The sequence below is a fragment of the Halobiforma nitratireducens JCM 10879 genome (genome assembly GCF_000337895.1).
GTDB lineage: Archaea > Halobacteriota > Halobacteria > Halobacteriales > Natrialbaceae > Natronobacterium > Natronobacterium nitratireducens.
On the sequence record NZ_AOMA01000172.1, the window covers coordinates 1 to 13,367 of the forward strand.

Genomic DNA, 13,367 nt, shown 5'->3' on the forward strand with positions numbered 1-13,367 from the left:
TTTCAAAACAGGACTCTCAGGCCATATAGCGGCATTAAGACGAATATCATAAATTCAATACTGTCGCCTTCTTGCGTTCAACAGAGCATTCGAATCACAGTTGCAACGCGATCCTTGACATCCTCCTCCGCGTAAACGCGGAGGAATCCCGAGCAGATGGAAATAAACGTGCACCCGGGACGAGCAGACACCCTTTTCAGCGCCGATACCATACCCGCTGTCGATGGACTCCGCCGCGTTGCTGGACTTGTTGGGAAACGAGAACCGGCGACGGATTCTCCGACTGCTCGCACGCAAGCCCTGCTACGTTACCGAGATTTCCGAGTATCTCGGCGTGAGTCCCAAGGCGGTCATCGAGCACCTGCGAAAGCTCGAGGAGGCCGGGCTGATCGAGAGCCGGATGGACGACCAGCGACGGAAGTACTTTCACATCGCTCGAAACGTCCGCCTCGAGGTCAGCGTCTCGCCGTACGGCTTCGCGAGCAAGAGCGCGTATCCCGCAAACAGCAGCTTCGACATTACGACCTGTCGGCACCTCTCGCTCGACGTCCCCCTCGACGAGACCGACGAGTTAGACGACTTACTCGAGGTGCTCGAGGGCCTGGAGCAGCTCGAAAACGAGCTTTCGCTGGCCCAGCGGTGGGTCCAGGGACGGCTCTGTGACGTCCTCGACCGGATCTCCGAGAGCGTCGACGCCGGCCCCGAGAGCCGAATCTACGCGGATCTGCTGGCGAGCGTTCGCTCGGACCCGAAATCGGTCGGCGAGTTGAGCGAGGACCTCGAGGCCCCACGAGAGGTCGTCGCGGAGCTCCTCGAGGTGATGGCCGACGAAGGCGTCGTTCGGCGGACCGAACGCGGCTGGGAACTCACCCGAGGCGGGTCCAAACGGACCTGAGCCGATCGGACGGTCGCCTCCTCTGGGTGGTATCGACAGGACCGTTCCAGTTCTGGGCGAGCGAACGCGGACGGCGGTTGCACCGAGAAAGCAGGACAGCGATCCGTATCAGTCGACGTCTCTCGCCAGACCCGCTCGCAGGTCCCGACCGAAGTAGTAGCCGATGACCGTCGCCGCCAGCCCGGTCGTCGCACCGACCGCGAGGAGGAGTTGCATGTTCCCCGCGACCGCGAGCAGTGGGTCCGCCACCAGCGTCACCGCTCCGCTCGAGAGGACGCCCGCTGTGGCCATCTCGAAGTAGCGCCGTTTCGAGGTCAGCAGGCCGACGAGGAAGGCGACGGCGAACATGCCGACGATGCGACCGGCGACGGGGAGGATCGTGCCGCCGGCGAGAAGTCCGGCACCGATCAACAGCACGAACACGAGAAACGCCTTCGGTGAAAAGAGGTCTTCCCGAGGAACCGAGACCGACCCGGGAAGCGAGAGGGTCGGCAGGAAACGACGCGGCGAGAGCCGGGAGCGAAGCGAGGAGTCCGGCTCGGACGGTTCCGACGACGTCGGTCGCGAACCGGTCTCGGTGTTCGGATCTACGTCCGGCCCGACGTGTGTTCCCGATTCCGCGATCGAATCGAAATCGGAATCGAGATCGGGACCCGGCTCGGAACCAGGATCGGATACCGGAGACGACGCCGAACCGGGAGTGTCGTCCGTACCCGGCCCGGTCTCCTCGAGCAACCGCTCTGTCTCCTCGAGGAGGTCGTCGGTCGACCCGGGATCACGCTCTCGGTCCGACTCGCGATCCCGGCTCTCGGTCAGTTCGTCCGAGCGATCGCTCATGGTCCAACGGAGGCTCGCCGGGACCATGGACCTTTCCCCACCGTCGCGTTCGCCTCACGGACGAGAGCTATCCTGACACCCCTGTCTCGGGTCGGCCTTCGTACCGCTGTCCCCGTGCGGAACGGTATCCTCGCGGATTGAGGACGCCACCGGAAATTTATGCCTGGCGGGCTGAAACCCCCGGTAGTGGGTACTGAACTGATCGTGCTGGGGACCGCAGTGGTCGCCGTCGGAATCGCGCTCCTCGTCGGCGCACGACACGTCTACCCCCGGCTCGATCTGCCGGACGACGCTCTCGGATCGATTCGTTTGCTGACGGCGCTGATCGCCGGACTCCTTCTGGCGACCGGACTCGGGCTCGTCGCGGTCGGGTTCGCGACGTAGTCCGGCACTACGACCGGCGAGCGGAACGGACCAGCACGGAAAGCGTGCCTTCAAGTCCGATGGCGCGCAACGCTGTCCTATGCAACCAGGCGATCGCGTTCGCGTCGATCGGGACGATCGCACGTTCGAAGGCGTTTTGCTCCCCTCGAGTACGGACGACCACCTCGTGGTCAAACTCGAGGGCGGGTACAACGTCGGCGTCGATCGCGACGCGGCAGCAGCAACGGTACTCGAAGAGGACGTCTACGAGATCGACGGCGAAAGCGACGGCGGCGACTCCGCAATCGAGTTCGACGAGGAGTTACCGACGATCTCGCTGATCTCGACCGGTGGGACGATCGCCTCGACGGTCGACTACCGAACCGGTGCGGTGACCGCACAGTTCGACGCCGAAGACGTACTGCGGGCGGTCCCCGATCTCGCGGGCCGCGCGAACTATCGCGGGCGCGTCGTCGCGAACATCCTCTCGGAGAACATGGAGCCGCCGATCTGGCAGGAGCTGGCCGAGGCGGTCCACGAGGAGATCGAGGCCGGTGCGGACGGCGTCGTCGTCATGCACGGCACCGACACGATGCAGTACTCCGCCTCGGCGCTTGCGTTCATGCTCGAGACGCCGGTACCGATCGTCTTCACCGGCTCCCAGCGCTCCGCGGACCGTCCGTCCTCGGACAACGTAATGAACGCGGTCTGTGCCGTCGAAGCGGCGAAAAGCGACTGTGCAGAGGTGCTGGTCTGTATGCACGCCTCCGAGAGCGACGACCGCTGTGCCCTTCACCGAGGTACCCGGGTCCGGAAGAACCACACGTCCCGGCGAGATGCTTTCGATACCGTCGGCGCGGAGCCATTGGGCGAAGTCGATTACGAAGACGAAGACGAAGACGAGCATGTCGAGTTTCACCGTGAGTACGAGAAACGTGACGAGCAGGACCTCACACTCGCCGACGACCTCGCCGCCGATGTCGAACTCTGTAAGTTCACGCCCGGCATGGACCCAGCCTTCCTCGACGTCGTCGAAGGGGCCGACGGCCTCGTCATCGAGGGGACCGGGCTCGGCCACGTCCATACCGATCTCGTCCCCCGAATCGAGGACCTCGTCGACGACGGGACGACGGTCGTCATGACCAGCCAGTGTCTCGAGGGCCGCGTCTGTGATCGGGTCTACGATACGGGCCGAGACCTGCTCGAGGCGGGCGTGATCGAGGCCGGCGACACCCTCCCCGGGACCGCGAAGGTCAAACTCATGTGGGCCCTCGAGAACGCCGACGACGTCGAGGAAACGATGCGTACGTCGCTCGCGGGCGAGTTACAGGAGCGATCCGTTCCCTGGGAGTAACGGCGACGAGCGGAGCCGATCAGCGACGGAGCGATCGACACTCACATCGACAGCGAGACCGTACCCGAAACCGAGACCGATACGATATCGATGAGTCCGAAGCATTCGATACAGCAGACGGCCGAAAACGAGCACACCGACGACAGTGACGGCGACGACGCCATCGACATCCGACGAGCGACCCACGACGACTACGAGGGCGTCCGTGCGTTCACCGAAGACATCTGGGACGACCGCGGCGGCGACTACATCCCCGAAATCTACCACGACTGGCTCGAGGACGAGGACGAGCGCGACGAGAAAAAGACCTTCCTCGCGACGGTCGACGAGACGCCGGTCGGAATCGTTCAGGCCGTCCTGATCTCGCCCGACGAGGCCTGGTTCCAGGGAATCCGCGTTGCAGCGGACTACCGCGGGAAGGGGATCAGTTACCGGCTCAACGAGGCCTGCTTCGAGTGGGCCCGCGAGCGCGGCGCGACCGTCGGCCGCGTCCTGATCCACTCCTGGAACACGACCTCGTTCGCGGCGGCGCGCTCGAGCGGGTTCGAGCCGGTTACCGAGTTCCGGTTCGCCGAGCCCGCTCCCGATGCGGAGGCCGACGTGACATCCAGTGCAGGGCCGGCACGAGTCACGAGCGATCCCCACGCCGCGTGGCGCTACTGGACTCACAGCGACGCCCGCGATCGACTCAACGGCGTCGGAATGGCTCCCGAAGAGACGTGGGCCCTGCGAGAGCTAACGCGAGCCGATTTCGAGCGATTCGCCGACGAGACGGCGGTTTTCGCCGTCGAGCGGGAGAACGGCCTCGCGGGGACGGCCTACCGAAACCGGACGTACGACCGGGAAGACGACGACGGCGTCGAGACGACGTGGGCAGAGTACGGCGTCGCCGGCTGGGAGGACGCCGACGCGGCTCGGACGCTGCTCGCCGCTATCGCCCGCGACGCCGCTGACGTCGGCGCTGACGAAACGCGGGTACTGATCCCCGAGACGACCCGGTTCGTCACCGACGCCGCCTACGCTGGTGCAGACCTCGCCGAGGAAGCGGACTTCGTCCTTGGCGTCGACCTGACTGCTCGGTAACGTCTTTGGCGGCTCAACCGCGGCTTCGACGGGTTGAACGCGGACGACAGCAGCACCGAGAGAGAGAGAAAGAGAAAGAGAAGACGCCGCGAACGCGACGGACGTAACTCGTCGTGACCGCCAGTTATCGTCCGAAAGAACGGCACCAAACCGATAGCGAGCTGATTACCCGCCGCTGACCGGGGGGAACAGCGCCAGCTCGTCGTCCCCCTCGAGCTCAGTCTCGAGGCCCTCCTCCTCGACGGTGACGTTTGCGCCGTTGCGGAGGACGTTGATCTGTGAACGTAACCCGCCCTCGTCGTCGAGGACGCGCTCCTCTAACTCCGAGCGGTCCGCGAGCAGCTCCTCGAGCGCATCGCCGACGGTATCACCGGCACTGGCTTCGACGGCGACGCGTTTGTCCCCTGCGCGTTCGGCGAGGTCGGCGAACAGTTTCCACTCAGTAGCCATACGTGGCGGTATCCGTGCCGGGGGCAAGTAGCTACCGCTCCCGAAGACGGCCGCGGAGTCACGGAGTGCGGTCGGATGGTGATAGGCCGCCCGAGGTGAAACGTATCGCCCTACGGTGGTTCGACCGTCGATGATAAAGAGGACGTTTATTGGCTGGCGACGCAACCAATTTCGTATGGTCGACTGGTCGCTTCGCGAGGTGACGTCAAACCGGCCGCGGTTGCTCACGTCGCGGCTCACCGTTGCACTCGCACTCGCCGTCGCACTGCTCTCGGTGGCGACGGCTATCGTCAACATCGGGACCAATACCGTCTCCGGGCCGCTCGCGCCGTATCTCCCCGACGCTGTCCAGAACGCCGCGGGCTTTACCGGCGCGTTGACCGGCTTTCTGATGGTCGGCAGCGCGCTCGCGTTGCGGCGTGGACTGCGTGCTGGGTGGTGGGCGACACTGCTTCTCCTCCCGCTGACGGCGGCGCAGGGCCTGCTCCAGGCCAGCCACTACTCGCTGCCGCTGGTCGTCCTGTCGCTGGTTACGATCCCCGTCTTACTCGCGACTCGCAACCGGTTTACCGCCTCGCTGTCGCTGTCGACGACCCAGATCGCCGCCGGCTCCGCGTTGGTCGGCGTCCAGCTGTACGGCACTATTGGTGGCTACGCCCTCCGAGACCACTTCGACGCCATCGACACCGTTCTCGATGCGTTCTACTTCACGCTGATCACCTCGAGTACGGTCGGCTACGGTGACATGACACCGAACCTGGACTCGACGGAAGGGATGCTGTTTACGATGTCGGTGCTGGTACTGGGCGTGGCGAGTTTCGGTATCGCGATCGGGGCACTCGTCGGCCCCGCGATTCAGGCGAGAATCACCAAGACACTCGGAATAATGACTGACTCGGAACTCGAACTGCTCGAGGACCACCTCCTCGTGCTCGGCTATGGCAAACTGACTGAACCGATCGTCGACGAACTCGCGGCGGGTGACCGTTCGTTCGTCGTCGTGACCGACGACGCCGCAGTGGCGGACGAACTCGCGGCGAACGATGTCGCTGTCGTCGCGGGCGATCCCAGCGACGAAGGCCCCCTCGAACGGGCGAAGATCGACCGTGCGACGGGGATTGTCGTCGCGACGGAAGCTGACGCACAGGACGCGCTGGCGATTCTCACGGCCCGACAACTCGCGCCGGAGACCCGAATCGTCGCCGCTGCGACCGACCGTGAGAACACGAAGAAACTCGAGCGAGCCGGTGCCGACACGGTAATCAGTCCCTCGGTGCTCGGCGGGCACCTGCTGGTACGGTCGGCGCTGGGCGGCGACGACTCGGACCTGATCGACCGGATTCTCGACGAGGAGTGACTACTCGGGGTCGATAGTCGCCGAGAGGTCCGACGAGAGGAATCGGCCACCGATCACTGCGTCGACTCGGGTGCCCCCTCGAGGATCGTGACGCCACTGGAGGCCCCGATGCGCTCCGCGCCGGCGTCGAGCATCGCCATCGCATCCTCGTAGCTACCGACGCCGCCGCTTGCCTTGACGGGGAGGTAGTCGCTCATCAGTTCGACGTCCGCGACGGTCGCGCCCCCATCCGCAAAGCCGGTCGAGGTCTTGACCATCGTGGCGTCGGCCGACTCGGCCGCCTCGCAGGCGCGGTGTTTCTCCTCGTCGGTGAGCAACGCGGTCTCGACGATGACCTTGACCGGGATCGGGACCGCCGCGACGAGTTCGGCGATCTCGGCTTCGACGGTGTCGTCGTCGCCGGCTTTGAGTCGACCGACGTTTATCACCACGTCGAGTTCGTCGGCTCCCGCTTTCCAGGCGTCGACGCCCTCTCGACGTTTGATCTCGGGTCCGTGCTGTCCGTGGGGGAAACCGACGACGGTGGCGAGAGTGACCTCGGGCGCGTAGTCGGCGGCTTCAGCAACCGCGTATGGCGGGATACAGGCGTTCATACCGTGTTCGTTGGCCTCGTCGAGCAGCGACCGGACGTCGTCGATCGTCGTTTCGGGGCCGAGTACCGTATGATCGATCAGGGGTGCGAGTTCGGTGCGGTCCATAGCGGATCGATTCGGCGAACCGTCAAAAAGCCGCCCGATCCCTTTTGGTCCACGGGGGCCAAGCGCTCGCCATGACTCGAGACCAGTCCGATGCGGACGCTGCCGTCAGTGCCGACGGGAACGCGGACGTCGACGCGGACGCGGACGTGGACGTGGATGTCGATAGAGACATCTCCCCGGCGGTCGTCGAAACCGCCGACGACATCGCGGCGATGCGGACCCGCGGCGCGGCGACGATCGCCGACGCGGCCGCGGACGCGCTCGCGATCCAGGCCGACCAGTCGGAGGCCGACTCGGCAAGCGAGTTCCGACGCCAGCTTCGCGCCGCCGCGAAGACCCTCTACGAGACGCGTCCGACCGCGGTCAGCTTGCCGAACGCCCTGCGGTACGTCCTCCGCGGAATGGAGGGTGAAACGGTCACCGAACTGCGGACGACGACGATCACCCGCGCCGACGAGTTCCGGGCCGACCTCGAGCAGGCCCAGACGAAACTGGGGGAGATCGGCGCAAACCGGCTCCGGGACGGCGACGTGGTGATGACCCACTGTCACTCGACCGACGCCCTCTCGTGCATCGAGGCCGCCCTCGAAGACGGCAAAGAGATCGAAGCGATCGTCAAGGAAACCCGGCCGCGAAAGCAGGGCCACATCACGGCTCGGCAACTCCGGGAGTGGGACGTGCCCGTAACCCTCGTCGTCGACAACGCGGCGCGGCGGTACCTCGACGACGCCGACCACGTGCTTGTCGGCGCGGACAGCATCGCGGCGGACGGCAGCGTCGTCAACAAGATCGGGACCAGCGGGCTGGCGGTCAACGCCCGCGAACGGGGCGTCCCGGTGATGGTCGCGGCCCAGACGATCAAACTCCACCCGGATACGATGACGGGGCATACGGTCGAGATCGAGATGCGCGACGAGACGGAGGTGCTGTCGTCGGGTGACCGCACAGCAATCCTCGCCGAGGCCGGAGCCGACGACTCACCCGATGCGAGCGACGACGGACTCACCGTCGAGAATCCGGCGTTCGATGTCACGCCACCGCGACACGTCGACGCGATCGTCACCGAACGCGGCCAGTTCCCGCCCGAAAGCATCGTCACGCTGATGCGGGAGCTGTTCGGCGAGACGACGGGTGAGCCCTGGGAGGCATAACGGGCAGCGCCCGGCGCATGTCAAATACTCCACTACTCACCGCCCGTTCGGACGGTTTTCGGCGGTACCGACCGGAAAGTGTTTGTGACTGGTACGTACCAGTACGAATATGGTGTTACCAGAGGGGTTCGTACTGCCGCCGTGGTACCTGCTCGGCCCGATCCTGGTGGTGCTCGGTGGGGTGCTGGCGTTGCTGTGGGCGCTCGAGCCGCCGGTGAAAGACCGGACGGTCGTCGCGTTCGTCCCCTGGATGATGTTTGGTTCGACCTTGCACGTGCTCCACCGGCTCGAGGCGTACCCGGAGAGCATCGCGGTCCTGTTTTCGTCGCCGGGGGTTTACCTCGTGACCGCGATCGTGGCGGGGGCCGCCTGGATCGTCGGCATCTTCCTCCACGCTGGTGGGCTCCAGCCGACGGCCGAACGGTTCGTCGGGACGACGGGGACGGGGTTTTTCGTCGTCTTCACGATCTTCGCGATCCAGCTCAGTTGGGGTATCGGCACCTTCGACCCGTTCTGGCCAGTGATCGCGGTCGTCGTCTCGGGGATCGTCACGGCCGTCGTCTGGCTCGGGCTCGGGCTCTGGGTCACCGACGTCGCCGCGACCACGGGGATGACCGGCGTCGTCGTCGTCTTCGGCCACACGCTCGATGGCGTCTCGACGGCGATCGGCTACGACGTCCTCGGTGCCACGGAGGAGGTACCCGTTTCACGGCTGATCCTCGAGGCCGGCCACTCCCTGCCGACCGCCGAGTACGTCGGTGGCGGCTGGCTGTTCGTGCTGGTCAAGCTCGCGCTCGCGGCGGTCATCCTTGGCCTGTTCAAGGAGTACGTCGAGGAGGCACCGCGGCAGGCCCGAACGATCCTCGCGCTCGTCGCCGCCGTCGGCCTCGGCCCCGGCGTCCACAACGTCTTGCTGTTCCTGGTCGGCTAGACTTTTCCCCGCGGACACCGATTTGCAACCGTCTACTATGGTCAGGGTCCTTACGGCGGGACACGTCAACTGGGACGTGACCCTTCGGATCGACGACTTTCCGGAACCCGACGGCGAGGCCGCGATCCGCTCACAGCGCCAGTCCGGCGGCGGCAGCGCGGCCAACGTCGCCGCCGCGCTCGCCGGCCTCGAGATCGAGGCCGGTCTCATCGGCAGCGTCGGCGACGACGAGAACGGCGTCCTCGCGAGGCGGAACCTCGAGGATGTCGGAGTCTCGCTGGAAGGGGTACGGGTCGTCGAAAACGCCGAGACGGCGGTGAAGTACCTGCTCGTCGACGACGGCGGCGAGGTGGCGATTCTGGGCAACGACGGCGTCAACGAGGCCGTCACGCCCGCGGATCTCGATCGCGAGCGGGTTCGGGCCGCCGAGCACGTCCACCTGACGAGCCAGCGGGCCGACACCGCTGCGGCGATCGCAAACGAGGCCCGAGAGGGCGGTGCGACGGTCAGTTTCGACCCCGGCCGCCGACTCGCGGAGCGGAGACGTGAGTACGGCGATGCGCTTGCGGCCGCCGACGTCGTCTTCGCGAACGACCGCGAGGTCGCGGCACTGCTCGAAGACGAGTACGAGTACGTCGGTTCGGGGTTCGACGACCGGATCATCGTCGTCAAACACGGCGGCGACGGGGCGAAGGTCCACACCCCCGAGGCGACCTACGAACATCCCGGATTCGACGTCGAACCCGTCGACACGGCCGGCGCGGGCGACGCCTTCGCCGCCGGTTTCCTCGCGGTGGTACTCGAGGACGGCGACGTGGAACGGGCTCTCGAGCACGCCAACGCCTGTGGTGCGATCACGGCGAGTCGTGAAGGGGCCCGGAGCGCACCGACCGCGAAGCGAGTGGCCGAGTTCCTCGAGGAACGGTACTGACCGCCAGGATTCTCGTCTACGGGTTCCGGCTGCTCGTCCCTTCGGTCGGAGCTGCCGATTTTTTGGCATCGACCGGTCGGAATCGACGACGGTCACGTTCTCACGACATGTCGTCTGACGATAACTATATACCCGACGGCGTTGGGCTCTCACCTAGAAGTCACGGCGACGTGACGGAGAGACATGACGGAAGGAAGGATACGGGAGTCAAACGGCCGACAGTACGGTCGGTGTGTTCGCTACGAGCGATCCGAAGGGGAACCGCCGAGCGTCGCTGCAGCGACCGCGTTGGCTCAGTTCCACGACGAGAACGTGATCGAAACCAGCACGCGGCTGTACGACTACGTCGATCCCGAGGCCCTCGACGCACTCCTCGCGACGGCGGGCGACGCCCGTCGCGATCGGACCGCATCGCTCGTCCAGTTCGATGTCGACGGGACGACGGTCAGGGTCCGACCCGACCGGGTCGAAGTAGCCCCGCCCGTGTACGAGTGACGGCGTCGACCCTCGAGCGCACGGTATCGAGACGAGACCGAGCGCAGTGATGACGGGGTCGGCGGGCAGACAGCGACGGTATCGATCGTCCAACCACCACCGTGGGACGTCTTGCCGGACAGGAACCACGCGTCTTGCCCCCTGGATCGCCGGTCTCGAACCTTTTTTCTCGCCACCGGGGGAAAACGACGGTATGGCAACGCAGCCGCACCTGTTAGTCGAGGAGGGAGACCTGAACGATATTGCGCTGATCCCCGGCGATCCGGGCCGCGTCGATCGGATCGCAGAGCACTGCGACGAGAGCGAGACGATCGCCCGGAACCGCGAGTACAAGGTCGTCAACGCCACCTACGAGGGACGAGAGCTGACGATCTGCTCGACCGGGATCGGCTGTCCGTCCGCGGCGATCGCCGTGGAGGAACTGGCAAACGTCGGCGTCGAGACGTTCATCCGCGTCGGGACGACCGGTGCGCTCCAGTCGGGTATCGAGATCGGCGACATGATCGTCGCGACGGGAGCCGCCAAGAACGAGGGGACCTCGAAGCGGTACGAGGACGTCTCTTACCCCGCAGTACCGGACTACGACGTTCTCTCCGCGCTCGTCGACTCGGCGGAGGCCAACGACGAGGAAGTCCACGTCGGCCCGATCGCCTCCGACGACGCCTACTACGCCGAGACCGACGAACACGTCGAGGACTGGGAGGCCGCCAACCTGTTGTCGGTCGAGATGGAAGCCGCCGCCGTCTTCTCGCTGACCCGCCGCAAGGGGCTACACGCCGGCGCGATCTGTACTGTCGACGGCAACCTCGTCGAGGGAACCCAGAAGGGAACCGACACCGAAGAGGACGAACTGCCCGAGAAGGCCAAGAACAACGTCGGCCGCGCGATCGACATCGCGCTCGAGGCGACGACAGAACTGTAAGGTCAGGGAGTGCCTGCGGTTCTCGAGTTTCGGCTCTCGAGTTTCGGATCGACTGAAGACGCCTACCGCCCGGTCCAGTCGCCCGGATCGGCCACCAGCGAATACCCGATCACGCCGCCGAAAACGACGATGTAGTAGGACGTCACCGGCCACTCGAACAGCCAAAACGCGACCGTGGCCGCGACGATCCAGGCGACGATGACCGCCACGTCGACGAGCAAAGTGGTGGTTCGTTCGCGGTCGGGGAGTCGAGACGCCTTCGCGGACATAGCGAATAGACGATGCCAACGTGGGTAAATACCCGCGTCGGCAGAATCCGGTTCTACCCGCGTCGACAGAATCCGGTTCTACCCGCGTCGGCAGAATCCGGTTCGAGGCCCGAGCGAACGAACGCTGGACGGCCCCGAGCCGTCAGAAGTGCATCCCGTACTCCTCGAGCAAGTGATGCGCCGCCGTCCCCCAGGTGAAGTCGCCGCCGGGCCACCACGTCCGGGCGTTGTTGATCCCACCGACGAGCACGTACTCCTCGGGGTTTTCGGGGTCCTCATGGAAGTTGAGCGAGCCGCTATCGCCGTCGGTCAACGCGTCCTCGTCGCCCCAGACCAGTTGTCCGGGTTTGCAGACCTCCCCGGCGTAACAGGTGACGGCGTTGACCCCCTCGATCTCGCCGACGGTGTGATCCGAGAAGGCACCGAGTTTCTCGAGCGTCGCGTCCCTGGCCATCAGATCGGCCAGTCCGTCGCGGGTGAACTGACCGATCACCTGGGAGGGTTCGGCTCGTTCGATTTCCGTCGTCGGGCGAAACCCGTCGACGGGCTCGACCCTGACGAGATCCGCCGCCGGATACCCGCGAACCACCTCGCCGATCTGCTCTCGCTGGTCGTCGTACCGGACGTCGAGTGGCTCCCCCCGGTGCTCGTCCTCAAGCGTCCCGTCGTCGCCGTACACGTGATTCGACGTCGCGAAGTAGCGTGAGCCGTCCTCGGCGTCGAACAGCGCTGACGTCAGCGTGCCGGCTGACCCGTCACTGTGACAGACGACCCCGCCGGGGACGGCGTCGGGCTCGAGGGCCGCCACCTCGTAAGCGGTGTCCACGTCGGTTTCCTGCTCGGGTAGCGGCGGAACGTCGTCGACGACGGTCAGATCGATCGGGACGCTCGAGACAACGCCATCGATCCGCTCGAGAACGTCCTCGTCGGTTGCGTTGACCGAGAGCGACGCCTCCGGCCGGTCGTGACTGCCGGGAACGACGAACGAAGAGATAAGCGGCGAGAGCCCGAGGTCGTGGATGGCCTCCTGTGCGTCGAAAGCCAGCCTGAGACTCTCGTGCCAGGCGATCGGCACGTCTTTGGTCCGGGGTTCGAGGGCTGTCGGATCGGCATCGGGGCTTGGCCGCGCGAGAGCGTAGGTAATCGAGCCGAGGTCGTCGCTCGAGACGTAGTTTGCGGTGCCAGCCCCCCAGACGAGCGTCGCGGCGACGCCCGTGTTGAGGCCGGTACGGAGAAGCGTTCGACGATCGATTCCTGACTGGGACCGAGACCCGTCGTCGCTCGAGCCGCCGGTGTCGGCCGACGCGTCGCTCGCGTCCGTTCGGTCTTCGTTCGACACGTCGCCCGTAGTACGACCGGGAGCCGTATATGCGTTCGAGTTGCGTATTCCGAAGGATCAGACCAGCGAGACCGTATCGAAACCATGAACGGCGACGTTCGTGCCAGCGGGTGGCTCGGGTGACGCTCCTGTGAGAACGCACCGTCGCCGCCGAATGCGCGTCGTGGACTGCACTGCTGTCTCATAGTGTTTAGGTCGAATCTTTACCGGTAAGAGACGGCCAAATGTTTGGTTCGTTGATCGTGTTCACTCCTCGTGAGATGTAGTCTTTCAGCGCCGAGAGATCAGGGAC

Annotated in this window: 15 protein-coding genes; 10 read left to right on the forward strand and 5 right to left on the reverse strand. The window is 65.5% G+C overall.

Going from position 1 to position 13,367, the window contains the following annotated elements:
* Window positions 1-223: 223 nt before the first annotated feature.
* Window positions 224-895, forward strand: coding sequence for an ArsR/SmtB family transcription factor (locus C446_RS16165; RefSeq protein ID WP_006674200.1), 672 nt, complete (start codon window positions 224-226; stop codon window positions 893-895).
* 108 nt (window positions 896-1,003) lie between these two features.
* Here C446_RS16165 and C446_RS16170 read toward each other — a convergent pair whose 3' ends face one another.
* Window positions 1,004-1,732, reverse strand: a complete 729-nt coding sequence (locus tag C446_RS16170; RefSeq protein WP_006674201.1) for a YybS family protein — start codon at window positions 1,730-1,732, stop codon at window positions 1,004-1,006.
* Between the two features lie 186 nt (window positions 1,733-1,918).
* Here C446_RS16170 and C446_RS16175 point away from each other — a divergent pair, with 186 nt between their 5' ends.
* The 3 genes from C446_RS16175 to C446_RS16185 all read left to right on the forward strand — a co-directional run bounded on the left by C446_RS16175 (window position 1,919) and on the right by C446_RS16185 (window position 4,532).
* A complete protein-coding gene (locus C446_RS16175; RefSeq protein WP_006674202.1) occupies window positions 1,919-2,116 on the forward strand; it encodes a hypothetical protein in 198 nt (65 codons plus the stop codon).
* 79 nt (window positions 2,117-2,195) lie between these two features.
* Complete coding sequence (gene gatD, locus C446_RS16180) at window positions 2,196-3,449, forward strand: Glu-tRNA(Gln) amidotransferase subunit GatD (protein WP_006674203.1); 1,254 nt, start codon at window positions 2,196-2,198, stop codon at window positions 3,447-3,449.
* Between the two features lie 90 nt (window positions 3,450-3,539).
* A complete protein-coding gene (locus tag C446_RS16185; RefSeq protein ID WP_006674204.1) occupies window positions 3,540-4,532 on the forward strand; it encodes a GNAT family N-acetyltransferase in 993 nt (330 codons plus the stop codon).
* Window positions 4,533-4,697: 165 nt separating this feature from the next.
* Here the strand turns inward: C446_RS16185 and C446_RS16190 are convergent, their stop codons facing one another.
* Window positions 4,698-4,982 (reverse strand): ubiquitin-like small modifier protein 1, encoded by a 285-nt coding sequence (locus C446_RS16190; protein WP_006674205.1) that lies wholly within the window; start codon window positions 4,980-4,982, stop codon window positions 4,698-4,700.
* Between the two features lie 175 nt (window positions 4,983-5,157).
* Between C446_RS16190 and C446_RS16195 the strand changes: the two genes are divergently transcribed.
* The gene (locus tag C446_RS16195) at window positions 5,158-6,339 is read left to right on the forward strand and encodes an NAD-binding protein (RefSeq protein WP_006674206.1); all 1,182 of its coding nucleotides are present in this window, start codon (window positions 5,158-5,160) and stop codon (window positions 6,337-6,339) included.
* Window positions 6,340-6,392: 53 nt separating this feature from the next.
* On the opposite strand, the gene deoC is transcribed toward C446_RS16195, so the two are convergent.
* Complete coding sequence (gene deoC / locus C446_RS16200) at window positions 6,393-7,037, reverse strand: deoxyribose-phosphate aldolase (RefSeq protein WP_006674207.1); 645 nt, start codon at window positions 7,035-7,037, stop codon at window positions 6,393-6,395.
* A 71-nt stretch (window positions 7,038-7,108) separates the two neighbouring features.
* Here deoC and C446_RS16205 point away from each other — a divergent pair, with 71 nt between their 5' ends.
* The 5 genes from C446_RS16205 (at window position 7,109) to C446_RS16225 (ending at window position 11,467) form a co-directional block, all read left to right on the forward strand.
* Window positions 7,109-8,188 carry a ribose 1,5-bisphosphate isomerase gene (locus C446_RS16205; protein WP_006674208.1) on the forward strand — a complete coding sequence of 360 codons (1,080 nt, stop codon included), beginning with the start codon at window positions 7,109-7,111 and terminating at the stop codon, window positions 8,186-8,188.
* Window positions 8,189-8,297: 109 nt separating this feature from the next.
* Window positions 8,298-9,119, forward strand: coding sequence for a DUF63 family protein (locus tag C446_RS16210; protein WP_006674209.1), 822 nt, complete (start codon window positions 8,298-8,300; stop codon window positions 9,117-9,119).
* 37 nt (window positions 9,120-9,156) lie between these two features.
* Window positions 9,157-10,050, forward strand: coding sequence for a carbohydrate kinase family protein (locus tag C446_RS16215; RefSeq protein WP_006674210.1), 894 nt, complete (start codon window positions 9,157-9,159; stop codon window positions 10,048-10,050).
* A 183-nt stretch (window positions 10,051-10,233) separates the two neighbouring features.
* Window positions 10,234-10,545, forward strand: a complete 312-nt coding sequence (locus C446_RS16220) for a HalOD1 output domain-containing protein (protein WP_006674211.1) — start codon at window positions 10,234-10,236, stop codon at window positions 10,543-10,545.
* Window positions 10,546-10,738: 193 nt separating this feature from the next.
* The gene (locus tag C446_RS16225) at window positions 10,739-11,467 is read left to right on the forward strand and encodes a nucleoside phosphorylase (protein WP_006674212.1); all 729 of its coding nucleotides are present in this window, start codon (window positions 10,739-10,741) and stop codon (window positions 11,465-11,467) included.
* A gap of 62 nt (window positions 11,468-11,529) precedes the next feature.
* Here the strand turns inward: C446_RS16225 and C446_RS16230 are convergent, their stop codons facing one another.
* Together C446_RS16230 and C446_RS16235 are read right to left on the reverse strand one after the other, a co-directional pair.
* Window positions 11,530-11,736: a hypothetical protein gene (locus C446_RS16230; protein ID WP_006674213.1), complete on the reverse strand. Its 207-nt coding sequence runs from the start codon at window positions 11,734-11,736 to the stop codon at window positions 11,530-11,532.
* Between the two features lie 142 nt (window positions 11,737-11,878).
* Window positions 11,879-13,075, reverse strand: a complete 1,197-nt coding sequence (locus C446_RS16235; RefSeq protein WP_006674214.1) for a hypothetical protein — start codon at window positions 13,073-13,075, stop codon at window positions 11,879-11,881.
* Window positions 13,076-13,367 lie beyond the last annotated feature (292 nt).